Origin of the sequence: Trebonia kvetii, from assembly GCF_007827045.1 — a bacterium.
GTDB classification, from domain to species: Bacteria; Actinomycetota; Actinomycetes; order Streptosporangiales; family Streptosporangiaceae; genus Trebonia; species Trebonia kvetii.
On sequence record NZ_RPFW01000001.1, the window covers coordinates 1,472,932 to 1,491,550 of the forward strand.

Here is an 18,619-nt window from a genome sequence, read left to right on the forward strand (position 1 = left end):
GCGAGTCCGCAGCGGACGGGACGGTCGGGCACACCGCGGCAGCGGGCGCCCGCCCAGGCCGCTCCGCTGACGCCGCGGCCATGGAAGCCGATGCCGCGCATGTCCGCGGACCGGCAGCCTCCGGCGCCGAAAGCGGGGGCGGTGAACCTACGGGGGCTCATGGCTCACCGTCCCCGCTCGCGGCTACCCCCGGGGCACGTCCGTCACCCGCCGGGGCGAAGGGTGCGGACTCGGGAGCGAGCACGAAGTAGACGGCTCGTCCCGCGGGGGTTCTGTAGTGGCCCCAATCTGCCGCAAGGGCGGCGGCGAGTAGCAGGCCACGCTCGGCGTTCGCGCTGGAGTCGGCGGCCTCCCAGGTATCCCTGCTCACCGAGGGGTCATGGACCTCGACACGGAACTGGCCGCCGGACCACCCCATGCCGAGCATGATGTAGTCGTCGGCGCCATTGGTCGCGGCGTTGATGACGAGATCGCTCGTCAGCAGGATGGCGACCGCGGGGTTGACCGGAACCGACCAAGCGTCGATCGCCTTCCTGACGTGCCCGCACGCGTGCGCCGCCATCGCCGGCCCCATCGTCAGCCGAACGCGGCGTTGCCGCAGTTCGGCCGGCAGGACCGGCAGGGCCGGCGCTATCGTGTCCATCGCGAGGGTCCTCTCCATGACCGTGTTGATCCGCTGGGCTGATCTGTCGAACAGTGGCTGATCGCAAAGCGTTGCGCACCGGCGGCCGCACCTGCCTGCTCCCGGGGAAGCGGCTCCCGCGTAGGGGGCGGAGCAGGCGTTCCGATCTGGTCATCGATAGCGGCGCCGGTTGCGAAACAAATGCTGCTGAAAATTGCAGTGCGAGACATCGGTCAGCTGACCGATCTTGATGTCAGCCCTGGCTGAAGCTCCAGAGTGAAGTACACGGCCTTGCCAGCGGAGGTACGGTAAGAACCCCACTCGGCTGACAGCGACGTCACGAGCAGGAGCCCCCGGCCGGTCTCCGCGTCAGCCGGGGCGATGTCGAGTACCGGGAGGTAACCCGACCCGTCATGGACATCCACCCGCAGCACGGCCGCGTCGCAGGCGACGGCGAGGAGCACGAACTCGTCCGTCTCCTTGGTGCCGTGTGTGACGGCATTGGTCACCAGCTCGCTGGTGAGCAGAACGGCCACGTCCGCGTCCACAGGGACGCGCCACGCGCGGATGACGTCCTCGATGACGGCACGGGCCGACGCGGCGGCGGTGAGATCCGCCAGCAGCGGCATGCGGAACGCGTGCCAGGCAACCGGGAGCGGCAGGACGGGGGAGCGGTACGGACGGGTCGGCGCCATCTGCGTCATGGGCTTTCCTTAGCAGGCCGGGCATTTGTCTCTTGCATGACAAATGCTCATGCAAGTTGCATTGACAGACATCGGTCAGCTGACGGATATCGAATCAGCGGCCGGGAAGCTCAAGTTCCCGCACGTCACAGCAGGCATAACCCGCCTGGTCAGCCGCCTTGAGCACGGCCTTAAAGCTCGCTCAGCAGCAGGTCGGCGGCGCGGTAGCCGACGAGCATGGCGGGCGCCGCGGTGTTGCCGCTCACCTGGACCGGCAGGACGGATGCGTCGGCGACGCGCAGCCCGGTGACGCCGCGCACCCGCAGCCGCGCGTCGACCACATCGTCGTCCGCCGGGCCCATCGCCGCAGACCCGACGGCGTGGTAGATGCCGGTGCCGGTGGCGAGCGCGTAGTCCACGGTCTCCTGCCTGGTGCTGACGGACGGGCCGGGAAACTCCTCGGCGGCGATCAGCGCGGCGGCCGGCGTTTCGGCGAGAACGGCGCGCGCCACCTCGATGACCGGCGCCATCGCGTCCCTGTCCCGCTCGGTCTCCAGGAAACGGGCGTCGATTATCGGGAGATCTTCCGGCGCGCTGCCCGAGATGTGCACGGAACTCGCGGTCTCCGGGCGGATCGGGTAGGCCATGAACAGGATGCCGCCGTGCCTGGCCAGCCTCAGGTCCTCGCTTCCCATGTCGATGGCCATGGGGACGAACAGGCCCTGCACGTCGGGGCGTGCCAGGGCTTGGTCCGACTTGAACTGGCACACCAGGTCGTAGCCGCCGGTCGACAGCGGGCCGCCGCCGGTCGCCAGGTACCGCAGCGCCTCCGCCACCTGTCCGGTACCGCGGCTGAGCCTGCGGGCCTGGCCCGCGATGCGCCCGAGCGTCACCTGCAGGGCGGCGCCGCGCTGCTCGATGACGCGCTCGCCGACGTTCGGCGACTCCGCCCGCACCGCGATGCCGTGCCGACGGAGCAGGTCAGGACGGCCGATGCCGGAGCGCTCGAGCAGCAGCGGCGTCTCCACGGAGCCCGCGCAGAGGATGACCTCGCGGCGGGCCGTCACGTCGCGGATCGTGCCCGCGGCGTCGACCGTCGCGACGCCGGCGACGCGGCGGCCGTCGAAGATCAGCGAGGCGGCCCTGGTGCGGGTGACGACGGTGAGCTCGCCAGGCGTGCGGCCAGCGGGCCTACGGCCCCCGCCAGTGCCGGTGAATGCGGAGCCGGCCAGCGGGGGGCGGGCCAGCGCGGGGCGGACGAACGCGTCGTAGGACGTGGTCCGGCGGCCGCGGCTGATCGTCGACGGGGTGAAGCCGATCCGCTCGGTGTCGTCGGCGTTGGCATCGGCGACGTACCGCCAGCCGTAGCGCACCGCCGAGGCGAGGATCGCCGCCGTCACACTGTCGCCGGCCCCGGCGACCGTGACGCCGAGCGGCCCGCCCGCGCCGCGGGTCTCGCTCGCGCCGAGACTGTGGTCCTCCATGGCCAGGTAGGCGGGCAGCACCTGCGACCACGACCAGCCGGGATTGCCGAGCGCGGCAAGGCCGTCCCAGTCGGCGGCCGCACCGCGCATCCAGATCATCCCGTTGATCGCCGCAGACCCGCCGAGCAGCCGGCCGCGCAGCCACACCTCGTGATTTCCCGCGGGGCCGACCGGGTGCACCGGGTAGCGGTACAGGTAACGGTCGCCGCGCAGCGTGTAGTAGAAGCCCTTCGGCACGCGCAGCAAGGGGCTGCGGGCCCGGCCGCCGTACTCGATAAGCAGCACGCTCGGCCGCCGCTCGCTCATCGCGAGCCGGCCCGCCACCACGCACCCGGCGGCGCCCGCCCCCACGACGACGTAATCGAACTCCACGCCGCTATCCTCGCCCAGGACGGTGACCGCGTGGCGACCGGAGTCAGCCGCAACCGTTCCGTATGGCCTTTCTTTTTTCGCCAGAACGGGTCCGGCTGGCTGCCTCATGCTGATTACCCTGGTCAGCCGCTGATGACCTGGGGGACGGCGGCTGACTTGAGTCCCTCGACGCCGAACTCGAGGCCGTAGCCGGACTGCTTCGCGCTCAGTCCGGCGGTCAGCCGGCCGGGCTGAACCACAGCCGGATCGCCAGGGCGAGGCCAGAAAGCGCGACCAGCCAGCGCAGCACGCGCGGCGGAAGCCGCCTGGCGACCCAGGGTCCGGCCAGGCTGCCGGCGAACAGGCCGAGCGCCAGCGGCGCGACGGCGCCCCAGTCGGCTCTGGTGAGCAGCACGAACAGCATGGCCGAGGTGATCGTCGCCGCGCCGACCACCATGTTCTTGAGGGCGTTCGCGCTAGCCAGGCGCGGGTCGGTGGTCAGCAGCAGCAGTGCGAGCAGCAGCACGCCAGAGCCCGCGCCGAAGTAGCCGTTGTAGCAGGACAGGGCCGCGAGGCCGCACGGGAGCAGCAGCCTGCCCCGGCCTGCGTCCGCCCGCCAGGAGGGCCGTGCCGCGAGCCATGGCTGGCACAGCAGCGCCAGCGAGCCCGCCGCCACCAGGAAGGGCACCACCCGGCCGAACACGCCGGGCGGCGTCACGAGCAGCAGCACCGAGCCGGCCGCGCCGCCGAACGCGGCGACGATCCCCCAGCGCAGCAGCCACGGCCCGCGGCCGCGCAGTTCTGGCTGCGACGCTGCCGCCGCGCCCGGCCAGCAGGCGACGAGCGCGACCAGGTTCGCCACATTGGCCTGCAGTGGCGCCACCCCGGCAAGCAGCAGCGCCGGGTACGAGACCAGGGAGGTGATGCCGCCCGCCGTCCCGACAAGCCCGGCGAGCGCGCCGGCGGCGAGCAGGAACAGCTCACGGGTGACCGGACTCACCGCGTGACGGCCACGGACAACGCTGCCGCGAGCTCGGCACGGGATGGCTGGGCCTGCGCCGGAACCGCACCGGGTGTCGCGAGGAGCCTGCGGGTGCTTGCGACGACCTGGGGGTCGGTGTAGATCTGCGCGGGGAGTGCCTGCATGCCCATGATCCGCCAGAAGGCGCGGAAGGTTACCGGGTCGTACGGCATCGCGACGCGGAGTTCCCCGTACCCGACGCGATCTAGCGCCTGCGGCGGCTGCTGCGGCGCCGGGCCGCCGAACACCAGGTGGCGCGTCTGGCTGAGGCGGGCGCCGTCCACGATGACCTGCTCCAGGTAATGCGGCTCGATGTGCGCGGTGACCAGGTCGTCCATGGCGAGGGCCTGGGCGGCCGGGTCGGCAGGGAATGCCGCGAGCGTGCTTGCCAGGCCGGCGGCACCGGTCAGCGCGAACGCCAGGCCGCGGCCCAGGGTCGGGTTGGTGGTGCAGACGCAGTCGCCGATCGCGTGCAGTCCCGTCGCGACGGGGACCCCGCCCGCCACGAGGCGGCGCAGCGTGTTGTGCAGGCCGCCCATCGCGAACACGCCGGTGATCGGGTCGAGCGCGTCCAGCCAGGCCCGGTAGGCGGGGACAGTGCGGACGACCCGGGTGAAGACGTCAGGGTCCCGGACGGCGCGGAAGCGGTGGTCGGCCGCCAGCGGGAAGACGGCGAGCTGCATCGCGTCGTTGTCGCCAGGCCAGAGACCGACGGCGAACTCGTCGAGTGCCGCCACCATCCGGAGCAGCGGTTCCCCGGGCGGCGTGACGCCGGGGCGGAGCCGGTAGTGGCGGCTGTAGTACGCGATGCCGCATTCGGCTTGCTGGAAAGCGGTCGCCCTGGCGCCGGCCGCGGTGAGCCAGCCGTCGATGGCGGAACGCCTGCCGGTCGCGTCGACCACGACGTCGGCCAGGACGTCGCCGTCATCGGTGCGGACGCCCGTGACGTGCGGCGGTCCTGGCTGCCTTGACGGTGCCGTCAGCAGGCCCGTGACCTTGACGTTCGTCCTGAGCGTGATCTCCGGCTGCGCGGTGACCGCGCGGAGCAGCACCCAGTCGAGTGTCGATCTTCTCGTCGCCATGACCGCTAGGCGCTCGTCACCGGGCCGTGGCGTCTTGTCCGGCAGCGACGGGGGCATCTGCGTGCTGAGCGGAGCCGCAACCGCACCCGCCCGCAGCAGGCCCTTGTAAACGTCGGGCAGCTGGTCCCACAACAGTTCCCTGGCGCGGGCCATGATGAGGTGCGGCTGGACGATCTGCGGCGCCGTCGGACGGAAGGCGGCGGCCGCCGCCGCCTCCACGTCGGCATGTACCGTGAGCTCGTCGCGTTCAAGGACGAGGACCTCGTGTCCAGCTCGTGCGAGCAGCAGGGCGGCGAAGCAGCCCGTCCCGCCACCGCCAGCGATGACCACCTTCACCCGCCGCTCCCCCAGTCTGTTTAACTCTGCGCGGATTAGCCCCTCTCGCGATCATCTCGCGGCCCGCCGGGCCGGCACAACGCCAGTCGCGGCCGTGCCGGACATTGCGGCGGCGTCCGCGCCTCCTGAGCAGCCACGTCAATTCCCGACATAAGAATGAATTATCCGAACGGATGCGGGCGGCACTGTGCGGCAATTGAATTCCCTGGGCACGGTAATTGTGTCTTCAGGCATGTTGCCCGATAAAGGCCCCGAGGTACGCTCGCGGGAAGGTGATCGGCAGCAAATGGCTGAAAGCGTTGCCGGCGCGGCAGAGGGAGTATGCGCGTGACCGACATTGAAGAGACGGCGGCGCCGGCAGCCGACTATGACATCACACCGCTTCTTCAACCGCTGGCGATTCGCGGCTTGCGGCTGCGGAACCGGTTTGTCATGCCCGGCATGCAGCGTTACTGGTGCGCCGATGGCGCCCCTGATCTCCGGCTGCGCGAGTACTACCGGCGCCGGGTGCTCGGCGGCGCGTCGCTGATCATCTCCGAGTCGTGCGCCGTCGACCATCCGAGCGCCACGAAGAACCCGACGTTCGCGCGGATCTCACCGGACACGCGCGAGGCGTGGCGCTCCTGCGTGGCGGGCGTCCACGAGGCGGGCGGCGCCATGTTCCTGCAGCTCTGGCACCAGGGCGCGGTCAACTACGGCGGTGACGCGGAAAGCAACCCGGACTTCGTCGCGCTGAGCCCGTCTGGCCTGTCGCACCCCGGCGAGTCGTTCGGCCGCGCGGCGACCGTGGCCGAGCTTGACAGCATCAAGCAGTCCTTCGTCCAGGGTGCGCTCGACGCCGAGGAGATCGGCGCCGACGGCGTGGAACTGCACGCCGCCCATGGCTTCCTGCTCGACCAGTTCCTGTGGCCGGGCACCAACCTGCGCACCGACGGGTACGGGGGGCCCGCGATCACCGACCGGGCGGCGTTCGTCGCCGAGGTGGCCGCGGCGGTGCGCGCGGCCACCGGGCCCGACTTCGTCATCTCGGTGCGCATCTCGCAGTGGAAGGAGTCGGACTACGACGCCAAGATCGTCGAGAAGCCCGACGAGCTCGGTGACCTCGTCACCATGCTGCGCGCGGCCGGGGCGGACATCTTCCACGTGTCCGCGCGACGGTTCTGGAAGCCGGAGTGGGACGGCTCCGATCTCAGCCTCGCAGGCTGGGCGAAGTCGTTCACCGACGCGCCGGTCATCGCCATCGGCAGCATCGGACTCGACAAGGACGTGATGGCCTCGCTGAACGGCGAGGAAGCGGAGCAGACCGGGGCCAGCCGCATTGACGAGCTGATGCGCCGCTTCAACCGCGGCGACTTCGACCTGGTAGCCGTCGGCCGCAGCCAGATCGGCGACCCGGAGTGGATTGCGAAGATGACCGACCACAAAATCTCCGACATCAGGGCCTTCCGGTCTGGCGATCCCTGGCTCAGCCACGACGTGGTCGGGGGGTTACGGGAGCAGCCTGGCGACCGCCGCGAAGCGGCCGCACGGCCTGGCCGCGCGGTCGCTGAAGAACGGGCTGGCGCCCGCTGGCCCGGTGGGCACCGCCGCGAGGTGGATGCTGCCGTCGCGGAGGCCCGCGTCGCGCAGCACGATCGCGTTGGCGCTCCACAGGTCGAACAGCCACTTGCCGGTTCCGTCAGGTCGTAGCACGTCCTGCGCGCCGCGCGCGCCGAAGCATTGGCGTGCCGCCTCGGCGACCTCGTTGCCCACCTGGTAACGGTCCGGTGAGATCGCCGGGCCGATCCCGGCGATGATGCCCGCCGGGTCGCTGCCGAGCGCGGCCATCGCCTCGACCGCCGCCTGGCACACCCGGGCGACCGTGCCGCGCCACCCGGCGTGCACGCAGCTCAGCACCCGCGCCACCGGATCGAACAGCACGATGGGCACGCAGTCAGCCACCATGACCACGAGGCCGATGCCGGGCTCCGTGGTCACCAGCGCGTCCGTCGCCGCGATCGCGTCGTCCTGGCTGAGGGTGCCCCTGCCCCGGTCGGCGGCCGTCACGACGTGCACGTTGCGGCCGTGCGACTGGTTGCAGAAGACCAGGTCGCCCAGGTCCGCGCCGAGGGCGGCGGCGGTGCGCCGCCGGTTCTCCAGCACCGCCGCGGTGCTGTCGCCCACGTGCAGGCCGAGGTTGAGCGACTCATACGGCCCGGCAGAGACGCCGCCCTGCCTGCCCGTCACCAGGACGTCAACCAGGTGCTCGTCAAAGGCGGGCCAGGCCAGCACGTCGAGCGCGCCACGGCGACGCAGGTCAGGCCGCATATCGGGGGCTGCCACGCGGCAAGCGTACCGTCGCGGTGCGGCGGTACCTCACCCGCGGCTGTGCTCCACCGGCAATTGGGCCTCAGCGGCGGTCGACGACGAAGCCGATCGCGACCGCGATGATGATCAGGATGCCGCGGACGATGTTCTGCCAGTAGTCGGCGACGGCGATCAGGTCGAAGCCGTTTGTGATCATGCCGAGCATCAGCACGCCGAGTACCGTGCGCCAGACCGAGCCGACTCCGCCGAAGATGCTGGTGCCGCCGAGGGCGACGCCGGCGATCGCGAGCAGCGCGAGCTGCCCGGCGAGGCCTGCCTGGGAACTGGTGCCCGACCCCGTCGTCGACGAGTCGATCAGGCCGGCCAGCCCGCAGGCGGCACCGGTGATCACGAACGTCTGGATCGTGATCCGGTCGACCTTGAGGCCCGACAGCCGCGCCGCGTTGCGGTTATCACCGACGCCGTACAGGTGCCGTCCGAAGACGGTATAGGCAAGCACGAGCTGCAAGACGACGGCGAGCACGATGAAGATGATGGCAGAATCCCAGATGCCGGCCGCCTTGTGCTGCCCGATGAACGTGAACGCGCTGCTCGTCGGCGTGATCAGCAGGCCGCCGTGGGTCACGCCGACCGCGATGCCGCCGAACGAGAGGCCGCTCGCGAGCGTGGCGAGGAACGCGTTGACCCGCAGCTTCGTCACCAGCAGCCCGTTGATGAGACCCATGATCGCCCCGGAGCCGATCGCGACGGGGAAGCACCACGCGACGCCCCAGTGGACCGCGGCCCACGCCCCGAGCACCTCGCTCAGCGCGAAGATCGACCCGAGCGACAGGTCGAAGTTGCCCGCGATGATGGTGAACGTCACCGCGACCGCCGCGATGCCGATCGTGGCGTTCTGGTAGACGATGTTGAGCAGGTTGGCCGAGGTCAGGAAGGTGGACGAGGCGACGGTGAAGTAGATGAACAGCGCGGCGGCGAAGACGAGGATGCCGTAATCGCGGATGTGCTGCGGCGTGATCCGGAACCGCAGGCCAGGGATGGCGACCCCGCCGATCCGAACGGGGGCGCTGGGAGCGCCCGTGTCCCCGGTCGCCGTGTTCCCCGGCTCCGCAGCGGTTGCCAGGGACTCGGACGCCACTGGGTCAGTTGGCGCGGTCATGCGACTGTCCTCCCTCCGAGGCCGAACGCGGCCTCCATCACGGCCTCCATCGGCGGGTCGGCGCTGAACTCCCTGGTGATCGAGCCGCGGCGCATCACGAGCACGCGGTGTGCGAGCCCGAGCACCTCCTCGATCTCCGATGAGATCAGCAGCACGGCGGTGCCCTCGGCCGCGAGCTTGTTGATCAGGCGGTGAATCGCCGCGCGCGCGGCGACGTCGACGCCACGCGTCGGCTCGTCGAGGATCAGCACGCGCGGGTTACGGAATAGCCAGCGGGCGAACAGCACCTTCTGCTGGTTGCCGCCGGACAGGTTGCCTACCTTCGCCGACGGATTAGGCGGCTGCACCGATGTCAGGTCAAGCAGTTCCCTTGTCCTCAACCGCTCGCGGACTAGGCTCAGCACCCCCAGCCTGCCGGCGACCGAGCGCAGGTCCGCGAAGGTGGTGTTCGCCGCGATGGAGAGCCCGAGGAACAGCCCGTCGTCCTTGCGGCTCTCCGGCAGGAACGCCACCCCGGCCGCCATCGCGTCCGCGGGCGACCGGATATGGCGCACGGTGCCGTCGACGGCGATCGTGCCACTGTCGACCGCATCGGCGCCCGCTATCGCGCGGGCCAGCTCCGAGCGGCCGCTGCCCACCAGGCCGGCCAGGCCGACGATCTCGCCCGCCCGGATCTGCAACGAGATGTCGCTCAGTACGCCCTTCCGGTGCAGGTCCGATACCTCCAAGACCACCGGTGACGTCACGTGCTTCTGCTTCTCGAAATGCTCCGCCGCCGCGGCGGCGCCGAACATCCCGGCGACCAGGCTCTCCTCGGTTTCCGCGGAAACGGGTGCCGTCCGCACCAGACGGCCGCTGCGCAGCACGGTGATCGTGTCGGCGAGGCCGAGTACCTCGTCGAGGAAGTGGCTCACATAGATGATCGTCTTGCCGCGCTCGCGGAGCACGTCGATCATCCGGTGCAGCTTCTTGGTCTCGACGCTGGTCAGCGACGAGGTCGGCTCGTCCATCACGATCACCTGCGCGTCGGTCGCGACCGCGCGCAGGATCTCGGCCTTCTGCAGGTCGGCGGTGCGCAGCGACTCGACGCGCGCGTTGCCATCGAGCTCGAAGCCCCACTGGCCGACAAGTTCCGCGTACTGCCTGCGCATCTGCCGGAACTGCACGATGCCGGCGCGGCGCGGCTCGATGCCGAAGTAGACGTTTTCGATCACCGTCATGTGCGGCATCGGCGACAGTTCCTGCGAGATCGTCACGATGCCGTCGATGCGCGCCTCACGCGGGCTGGAGTAGCGCACCGGCAGGTCGTTGACGAACATCTGCCCGTCGTCGGGGCGGATCACGCCGCCGATGATCTTCCCCAGGGTTGACTTCCCGGCACCGTTCGCCCCGACGAGGGCATGCACGGTACCTCCGGCGACCTCGACGCTGACGTTGTCAAGCGCCTTGGTGCCGGAGTACCGCTTGCCGATCGAGTCGAGCCGGACTTGCGAGACTGCCGTCATGCTCATCCGGCTCGCCCTTCGTTCATCGCGCTAAGCACTACCTCGTTTCCCTCAGCACTCAGCCGGCGGTGCCAAGCCCGCCCTCGAGGTTCCAGTCCGGCACGTAACTCGGGTGCGCGTCAAGGAACGCCTTGTTGATGACCGCCGGACGGCTGGCCGGGTCGATGATGTTGACCAGGTTCGGGATCGACTTCCCCTGCACCGCGTCGTCCAGGTACTGGATACCGAGCTTCGACTCGCCCGCCGGATACAGGCCAAGGGTGGCGTAGACGAGGCCGGTCTTGACCTCGTTGACGATCTCCTGCGCACCGCCGTAGCCGATGATCAGGATGTTCTGGCCCGGCGTGTAGCCGCCGACCAGCTTCAGCGCGGTCAGCGCGCCCTGCGCCATCTGGTCGCCGAACGTCGCGAACACGTTGATGTTCTTGTGCGCGGTGAAGAAGGTCTGGGCCACCGACTGCGACTGCGTCTGGTCGTACTGACCAGGCGGCATCACCGTGAAGGTGTAATTCGACTTCGACTTGTAGTACGCCGTCATCTGGTTGATGCGGTTGGTGTCAGTGGGGTAGTTGGCGAGTCCCGGCAGGAAGGCGATGTTGCAGTGGCCAGTGCCAACGGCCTTGGTGCAGGCCCCGTTCATCGTGGTCTCCAGGTTCGTCGCCTCAGGGGCGATCGACTGCCCGATCGTCGTCGCGCAGGTCTGCGTGGCGGCCAGGGTGTTCTGCTGCGCCAGCGTGCCCCACGTGTAGTCGGCGCACGCGACCTTGATGCCAGCGCTGATCGCCTTGTTGATGACAGGCGTAAGAGCGACGTCGTCCAGGCCCCAGACCCAGAAGGCCTTGTACTTGCCAGTGGTGATCGCGTCCTGGATCTGCGTGGTCTGCAACTGCGGGTTGTTGTTGCCGTCGAAGGCGTCGAGCTGGATGCCCAGCTTCGCGGCCTCCGCCTTCGCGCCGGCGAGTGACGCGACGCCGTACGGGCTCGGGTTGTAGTAGAAGATCGCCATCCGGACCGGCCCGCTCGCCGCCGGCGTGCTCGAGGCGGCGGCCGGCGCGCTCGATGATGCGGCTGGCGCGCTCGACGTCGCGGCCGGCGGGCTTGAGGTCGACGGGCTCGACGAGCATCCGGCGATCAGTGCCGCCGCCGCGGCTATTGTTATGCCCCCCGCCGCGATGCGCGCGCGTCTGAGCCTGGTCATTCGGGCGGCCGCTTTCGCGGCATCCCATGAGCGAACGAGTCCTGCCATGTGCGTTGCTCCCTTGCAATCGCGCACCGTACCTAAAAGCATTTCTGCCAGACGCCCCTGCGGTGAGCGTACACCGCTATTTCCGCCTGTGAAGATCACGATTAAGGCTCGTTATTCTCTGCGGAGAGGCATAGATAGGACCTATTAATAGCCCGGATAAGCGTGAACTATTGTGGCGCGGCGAGAGACAGCCGCACCCGTTCGGGATCTCTCTCTGTTGTTGACTTTTGTTTTCGCTTGTCGGGCATTAGTCCTGGAGATTGAGCGCCATCTTGGGGCAACGCGATACCGCGTCGCGGATGCCGTCGGCCAGTTCCGGGGGGAACTCGCCGTCGTCGGCAATGGCGAGGACGTCTTCGCCGTCTTCGTCTTCGTGAATGGAGAAGACCTGCGGGACCAGGCGAGCGCAGACGGCGTTGGCCTCGCACGCGACCGGATCGACGATGACCTTCATAGCGCGGATAGTAGGTCCACCCAGCCTTCAGTTACTAGATGGGTTGTGCTGGAAGACAGGCACGGGGAGCGACATTTGTGACGTGGCAGGGGATGAGCCCTGGTAACCCGCTCGCCGCCTTGACCCCTCTATGCGGCCGGCTTACGCTCCGGGCAAGCCCGGCCAATGACGGGCATTGGAATGATGCCCCTGGCATTTCGAAAAGGCGGGAGGGCACCGATGCCCCTAACCGAACCCTCCGTGGACTTCGACTGGTTCAGCCCGGAGGTCTGCCGCGATCCGCAGCTCTACGACGGGCTGATCCGCGAGGCCGGTCCCGTCGTGTACTCACCGGAGTACGACGTGTGGGCGACCGGACGCCATGAGCAGATCGAGCTGATGATGCGCGACTGGAAAGCCTTCAGCTCCACCCGGCCGGCGTTCGAGGAGATCGGGCAGCCGATGATCCTGCTGTCCGACGACCCGCCCGACCACCAGCGGGTGCGCACGGTGATCTCCAAGGGCATGTCGGCGGCCGTGCTGCGGCGCTGGCAGGAGGACTTCGCGGCCGAGGCGGAGCGGCTGGTGCTGTCACTGCTCGACGCGCCGGACGGGCTGATCGACGGGCACACCGACCTCGCGAAGAGATACGTGCTCAAGGTGTTCCCGGACGCGATCGGGCTCGGCGACGCCAACAGGGAGATGCTGATCAAGTTCGGGCACGCGCAGTTCAACATGTTCGGGCCGAAGAACGACATCTACCGTGCGTCGATGGAGGCGGCGGGCGAGGTCTTCGAGTGGGTCGCCACCAACTGCAAGCGGGACGCCGTGGCGCCCGGCGGCGTCTGCATGGCGATGTACGAGGCGGCGGACACCGGGGCGGTCACCCAGGAGGAGGCGGAGATCCTGGTGCGGACGCTGTACTCGGCGGGGTCCGACACCACGATCTACTCGCTCGGCAACACGCTGCGCGCGCTGGCAGAAAACCCGTCGCAGTACGAACTGCTCCGCTCCGACATCGACGAGTTCGCGGTGCGCGCGTTCGAGGAAGGCATCCGCTACGACAACCCGGCCCGGTTCACCCGCCGCCGCGCGACCGCCGAGATCGAGGTGGACGGGGTGACGCTGCCTGAGGATGCCAAGCTGCTGCTGCTGCACATGCCCGCCGGGCGCGACCCGCGGCGCTGGGAGGACCCGGGGACGTACGACATCACCAGGGACGTCGTGGGCAAGCACCTCGGGCTCGGGTTCGGCGTGCACGCCTGCGTGGGCGCGCGCGTCGCCAGGCTCGAGGGCGTGTCGCTGCTTTCTGCTCTGGCGCGCCACGTCCGGTCCATCGAGCTGGCCGGCGAGCCCGAGGTGACCACCAACATGGCGGTGCACGGGCACGAGAAGCTGCCTCTGCGGATCGTGCCCGCCTGAGCCGGGCAGCGCCTGCTTGGGCGGCTAGCCTTGCGCCTGGCTAGCCGCTGGCGGCTAGCGACGCCTGGCGAGCAGCTGCTCCTGCGTCACGCTTGACACGAGCGTCCCGTCGGCGGTGCGCACGGTCACGGTGTACCAGCCGCGCCCGCCCGCCACGACGTGCGGCGTCAGTTCCTGCCAGGTCCAGCCGTCCATCCGTGCGGGCCGGTGGAACCAGACGGCGTGGTCGAGGCTGGGGCCGGTGACCGTCCGTTCGTTCTCGAAGGGGACCAGCGCCGACGAGATGTCCGAGGTGAAGGCGATGACGGCCGCGTGCACCAGCGGGTCGTCGGGCAGCACGGTCGTGCACCTGATCCAGAAGCGGACGGGCAGGCGTCGTTCGAGTTCCTCGTCGGGGACGCGGAACTCGAACGACGGGTACTTGGGGTGTGCCCACGGCCGCAGCGTGTCCGGCGCGGGCAGGACGGGGGCCGGCTCGGCGTCCTGGTCGGGCATGGACCCGCCCCGTCCGCCGGGCTTCGTGAACGACGCGGCGAGCGTGAAGATGACCTCGCCGTCCTGGCTCGCCACGACGCGGCGGGCGGAGAACGAGAAGCCGTCCCTGTCCCTTTCCACCTGGAACACGGTCGGCCTGCTGGTGTCACCGCGCCGCACGAAGTAGGCGTGCAGCGAATGCGGCGGCCTGCCATCGGCGACGGTCAGGCCCGCCGCATACAGGGCCTGCGCCGCGACCTGACCGCCGAACATGTCCCAGTCAGCCTCGAAGAGGGCCTGGGACTGGTAGCGGTTGTCGTCGAGTTGCTTGAGGTCGAGCAGGTCGAGGATGGAGGGCAGGTCTGTCACCGCTCCATCTTCCTTGAGCGCTCGCGGGCGGTACGGCCGGGGCCGGCCGAGCGGCGGGACTTCAGCCTCGCTTACGGCCCGCGAAGAGAGGAGTGATACCGCGCTCCGCCAGATGTTCCGTGTGATGGCTGAGCCAGGCGCAGACCCCGGCAAGCGGCAGCTCGACGAAGGCGGCGAGGATGATCGCCCCGAGTATCTGCCGCCGGGGCGAGGTCATGATGTCGAACCAGGCGTCGACAATGAGGAGCGCCGATGCCGCGGCGGCGGTTATCGCCAGGTACCTGGAGCCGCGCACGGCGAAGTACCCGGTGCCGCCGAGCGCCGCGATCAGCAGCACGTCGAATCCCACCCACGCGATGTTGTAGTGCGGCGAGAGCTGACGCGAGGGCAGCGACAGCCCCAGGTAGACGGTCCACGGGACCAGCACGACGGAGCAGGCGATGAACGCCGGGCCGACCCAGCGTACGATCACCCACGAGCCGGCGAACGCGTCCGCCGCAGACTCGCCCGGCGCGTCACCATCTCCCCCGGGGCTGCTCCCTGGCACCCGCGGTCCCTTAGGGGACGACGACGGGCTGGATGGCCACCGTGCCGAGGGTCGGGTCGAGCTCGTCGGCCTGCGAGACGTCGGCCGGCGTGATCACGTCCATCGCCTTGGGCACCGTCGTCGGGTTGACGTTGCAGATCGCCTGGGTGCCGCCCACGGCGCAGACACCGAACGCGAAGTCCTGCGGCGTCGCGGCGAAGGCGCGCGCCTTGTCGCCGCTGAACCCGTCCTGGCCGGTCAGCACCACGCTGAAGCCCCAGCCCGAGGTGGGCGTGCCGAACTGCGCCTCGGGCAGCGCGATCGTGATCGTCCGGTCCGACTGCTCGGCGAGCACGGACGCGCTGCCGACGGAGCCGCCGCTGGCGTCGACCCACACCGGGGCCGCGAACCCCTGCACCTCGACCCGCTGGCTCCAGGCGCCGGCCGCCGCGATCTGGTAGTTGCGCGAGGCGAAGGCCGCCGCTGTCGAGGTCGGCGACGCGCCAGGCACGTGCACGTACACGTCGAGCAGCTGCGCACCGTCGAGGTTGCCGAACGTCGGCACCAGCGTCGCCAGCGTGACCCGCAGGTACGCGAAGCTGCCGTCGCTCAGCACCTGGTACCTGGTCAGGTCGAACGACCCCGGCGTGAAGGCGGACGACGTCGGGTACTGGTACGTGCCCGGACCGTTGTCGTCACCGGCGGGGTCGGTCACGTCGAGCACGCTGGTGCCGCCGCCCTCGTTGGTGACCGTGATCTGCGCGTAGCCGGTGTTGTGTCCGCCGCTCGTGCTGGCGACGACGGTGATCGCGTTGCTGCCGAAGCTGACGGGCACCGTCGCGGAATACGTGCCGTCCTTCCCCGCGGTCGTGCTGATCACCGTGGCGGTCGCGCCGGTCGTGGTGTCGGCGGCTGCGATCGTCACCTTCGCCTTCGGCGTGGTCGTGCCGGTCAGAGTGGTGGACGCGCTAGCGAGGAGGGCGCCGTTCGCCGGCGTGGCGATCGACACCGGCAGCGCGCCAGGCGCGCCGCCCTTGACGTAGCGCTTGGTGGTGAGCGCCGGCGTGTCGACGTTGCTGCCGGTGCCCACCGACAGGATCAGCCGCAGCTCCTGCGCCTGCGCCCAGGTCAGCGGTGACGCCGAGCCTGCCGCCTTGCCGTCGGTGAAGCCGATCGACGCGGTCGCCGGGTCGCTGCCGTAGGGCGAGGCGGCCAGGCTGCGGTTTTCCCATGCCTGCTCGGATACGAGTCCAACCCCGGACGAGAAGTTGATGATCGACTGGAGCAGCGACTCCGCGCCTGCGATGTTCCCCTCGGCCACGTCGGACTCGGCGCGCTCGCCGGACAGGACCGGCCACAGGTGGCCGGTCCCGGTGTCGGTCGGCGGCCATGGCGCGCCTGTCGTGCTGCACGAGGTCTGGCTCGGCTGTGAGCAGTCGCCGTACCCGTCCGCGCTCCCCGCTGCCGCGTTGTCGCCGTAGCGGTAGTAGCCGGTGCCGCTCGGCGTGGTCACCGCGATGTTCGAGTCGATGATGCCGAGCGACGCCTGCACGTCAGTGTCGCTGACCGGCAGCTCGCCCAGCCTGACCAGCTCCTGGAAGCCGCCGTCGAGCACGCTTCGCTGGTCCAGGGTGGGACCGCCGTTGCCGAGGCCGTAAGTGATCGCGGCGTTCGGGTCGCCGGTCTTGGACAGCCGGATGAAGTAACTCGGGCCGTCAGGGCCGGTGGCCGTCACCGTCCAGTTCTTGATGTTCCGCTGGAAGTCATCCGCGGTCGCCTGGTACAGGTCGGCCCGCGCCTTGTCGCCTTGCTGCTGCGCGATGGCGGACGCGGCGGTCAGCCCCGCGATCTCGGCGGCGATTGTGGACGGCGAGAAGCCGGACTGCTCCTCCCACCGTTCCACGCCGAACGACGGGCCGTTGGCCACGAGGAAATCGGCGGCCGGCCGGATGTGGCCGGTGTACAGCGACGCGTTGCCGCCGAGCCCGGTCAGGTAGGCGAGCAGGATGGGATACGCCGCCTCGTCGAGCTGGGTGCCGCCGGTATCCGGTGCGGCCTCGCCGTTGAGCAGCGAGTTGCGCGGCATCGACCCGTTCGGCAGTTGCTGGCGGTCGAACAGAAAGAGCGTGGCGGCCCTGGCGGTGGCGACGTCACCGTCGGCCAGCAGGCCGGTTACCGCCTCGTAGAGGTCGCGAGCGAACACCTCGCGGTAGGAGCCGAAGTAGGATGGCTGGCCGTTGGCGAGCGTCCCGGCGGGAACCGCCTGGCCCCACGGGCTGGCGAGCGACGCGACGATCGCGCCCGGGTAGGTCTTGTCCTCGCTGGCCTTCAAGACGTTGGCGGACAGGTAGTAGTGGCTCTTCAGGCTGGCTGCCTGGGCGGGCGTCAGCCCGGGGAAGTGCGCGGGCGGCTTGCGCAGGCCAGCGTCGTAGGCCGACCAGCCGCTCTGATACGCGGCCGCGACCTGGGTAAACGAGGTGCGCAGCGACCCAGTGGCCACCGCGACGGACTGAGCCTGGGTCCGGCCGAAGCCGAGCGCCAGAGTCACCGTGCCGCCGCGGCCGGGTGTGACGTCCGCGGTGGCCACGATGTGCCCGTCGGGCGCGGACGTGTACGGCGTCAGCGTGTGCGAGGCGTCGAGCTGGGTCAGCCCGTCGCTTGCGGTCCCTGCGTAGCCGACGCTCGCCGCGCTTTCGGGGGCACTGGCCGCCAGGGCCATGTAGGTGGGGACCGCGTAGTCGCGGTTCGTCGCGTTGGTGACGGTGTTGGTGCTGAAGACCACCGGGACCGGCGTACCCGCGGAGGTGTCCACCACGCCGGAGTTGGCGCCGGCGTTCTGCGCGCCTCCCCCGCCGTTGCCGTTCACGTGCGCGTCGAGCCTGGCGTACAGGTGCAGCGCGGACAGGCTCGTCGTGGACCCCGGCAGCGTCTGCAGCCGGGTGTGCATCAGCACCGTGTCGCTCGCCGGGTCGGTGAGGTAGGTGCTGACGAGCCGGAAGCCGTGCGCGGCGTCGGTCGACGTCACCGTGCAGGACATCCCGGTCTGGTCGGCGGCGACCGTATAGGTCATGTCACGGGTCTGCAGGTCGGTGAACGTGGCGCCGTCGGTCACCACGTACTGCAGCGTGCTCACGTCGGTGTTGTCGATCGTCGGCTCGTAGACGTCGGACAGCACGCCGCCGGCCACGGTGTACCAGACCTTGGAGCCCCTGGCCGCCGCGGTGCCTACGCAGTCCTTCCGCGCCAGGTCGAAGTAGGAGGCAGCGCCCGGCGTGCCGGGTGCTGTGTCCGCCGGCGCTGCCGCCGTCGCGGCGGCCGGCGCCGCGGGAGCGGCGGCGACACCCACGCTGGCCAGCACAGCCGCGCCAGCAACCAACAGGCCGAGCATCCGTCCACGCACCATGGCTAGACCCCATCGTCTTGACTACGGTTGGTAGGAAACACCTGACAGTCCGGAACCAGTGCCCGCGCTGAGCCTCTCGCCGTTCCGCGCGCTCGTCAAGGGGCGGCAGCCGTTTCCGGTAACCGCATCCACGGTTGACTATCCGCCAGGGACCGCCCCGCACCAGGTCACCGCAGCGAGGGCAGTCGGTAAGGTC

The 18,619-nt window shown here is 70.0% G+C and carries 14 protein-coding genes and 1 pseudogene; 2 read left to right on the plus strand and 13 right to left on the minus strand.

The window, feature by feature from the left end; genetic code table 11:
* Positions 1-157: 157 nt before the first annotated feature.
* The 5 genes from EAS64_RS06705 to EAS64_RS06730 all read right to left on the minus strand — a co-directional run bounded on the left by EAS64_RS06705 (position 158) and on the right by EAS64_RS06730 (position 5,579).
* A complete protein-coding gene (locus EAS64_RS06705) occupies positions 158-661 on the minus strand; it encodes a hypothetical protein (protein ID WP_145851765.1) in 504 nt (167 codons plus the stop codon).
* A gap of 194 nt (positions 662-855) precedes the next feature.
* Complete coding sequence (locus EAS64_RS06710) at positions 856-1,326, minus strand: ATP-binding protein (protein WP_145851766.1); 471 nt, start codon at positions 1,324-1,326, stop codon at positions 856-858.
* Between the two features lie 170 nt (positions 1,327-1,496).
* Positions 1,497-3,161 carry a GMC family oxidoreductase gene (locus EAS64_RS06715; RefSeq protein WP_222849051.1) on the minus strand — a complete coding sequence of 555 codons (1,665 nt, stop codon included), beginning with the start codon at positions 3,159-3,161 and terminating at the stop codon, positions 1,497-1,499.
* Between the two features lie 217 nt (positions 3,162-3,378).
* Positions 3,379-4,140, minus strand: a complete 762-nt coding sequence (locus EAS64_RS06725) for a sulfite exporter TauE/SafE family protein (RefSeq protein ID WP_145851768.1) — start codon at positions 4,138-4,140, stop codon at positions 3,379-3,381.
* Positions 4,137-5,579, minus strand: a complete 1,443-nt coding sequence (locus tag EAS64_RS06730; RefSeq protein WP_145851769.1) for an FAD-dependent oxidoreductase — start codon at positions 5,577-5,579, stop codon at positions 4,137-4,139. Before EAS64_RS06730 ends, EAS64_RS06725 begins: the two co-directional genes overlap by 4 nt.
* 321 nt (positions 5,580-5,900) lie before the next feature.
* Between EAS64_RS06730 and EAS64_RS06735 the strand changes: the two are divergent.
* Positions 5,901-6,989, plus strand: a pseudogene (locus tag EAS64_RS06735) (oxidoreductase); the annotation flags it as partial.
* A 78-nt stretch (positions 6,990-7,067) separates the two neighbouring features.
* Here EAS64_RS06735 and pgeF read toward each other — a convergent pair.
* The 5 genes from pgeF to EAS64_RS06760 form a co-directional block, all read right to left on the minus strand.
* Complete coding sequence (pgeF, locus tag EAS64_RS45625) at positions 7,068-7,901, minus strand: peptidoglycan editing factor PgeF (protein ID WP_145851771.1); 834 nt, start codon at positions 7,899-7,901, stop codon at positions 7,068-7,070.
* A gap of 67 nt (positions 7,902-7,968) precedes the next feature.
* Entirely contained in the window at positions 7,969-9,045 is a 1,077-nt protein-coding gene (locus tag EAS64_RS06745; protein ID WP_145851772.1) for an ABC transporter permease, read from the minus strand.
* The gene (locus tag EAS64_RS06750) at positions 9,042-10,556 is read right to left on the minus strand and encodes a sugar ABC transporter ATP-binding protein (protein ID WP_145851773.1); all 1,515 of its coding nucleotides are present in this window, start codon (positions 10,554-10,556) and stop codon (positions 9,042-9,044) included. Before EAS64_RS06750 ends, EAS64_RS06745 begins: the two co-directional genes overlap by 4 nt.
* Before the next feature lie 52 nt (positions 10,557-10,608).
* A complete protein-coding gene (locus EAS64_RS06755; RefSeq protein ID WP_187365729.1) occupies positions 10,609-11,796 on the minus strand; it encodes a sugar ABC transporter substrate-binding protein in 1,188 nt (395 codons plus the stop codon).
* Between the two features lie 247 nt (positions 11,797-12,043).
* A complete protein-coding gene (locus EAS64_RS06760; RefSeq protein WP_145851775.1) occupies positions 12,044-12,250 on the minus strand; it encodes a ferredoxin in 207 nt (68 codons plus the stop codon).
* Positions 12,251-12,469: 219 nt separating this feature from the next.
* On the opposite strand from EAS64_RS06760, the gene EAS64_RS06765 reads away from it, so the two are divergent.
* A complete protein-coding gene (locus EAS64_RS06765; protein WP_187365730.1) occupies positions 12,470-13,651 on the plus strand; it encodes a cytochrome P450 in 1,182 nt (393 codons plus the stop codon).
* A 54-nt stretch (positions 13,652-13,705) separates the two neighbouring features.
* Here the strand turns inward: EAS64_RS06765 and EAS64_RS06770 are convergent, their stop codons facing one another.
* The 3 genes from EAS64_RS06770 to EAS64_RS06780 all read right to left on the minus strand — a co-directional run bounded on the left by EAS64_RS06770 (position 13,706) and on the right by EAS64_RS06780 (position 18,423).
* Positions 13,706-14,494: an acyl-CoA thioesterase gene (locus tag EAS64_RS06770; protein ID WP_246115546.1), complete on the minus strand. Its 789-nt coding sequence runs from the start codon at positions 14,492-14,494 to the stop codon at positions 13,706-13,708.
* Positions 14,495-14,555: 61 nt separating this feature from the next.
* Positions 14,556-15,041, minus strand: coding sequence for a hypothetical protein (locus EAS64_RS06775; RefSeq protein WP_145851777.1), 486 nt, complete (start codon positions 15,039-15,041; stop codon positions 14,556-14,558).
* A gap of 10 nt (positions 15,042-15,051) precedes the next feature.
* Entirely contained in the window at positions 15,052-18,423 is a 3,372-nt protein-coding gene (locus EAS64_RS06780) for a glucodextranase DOMON-like domain-containing protein (RefSeq protein ID WP_222849052.1), read from the minus strand.
* Positions 18,424-18,619: the final 196 nt, after the last annotated feature.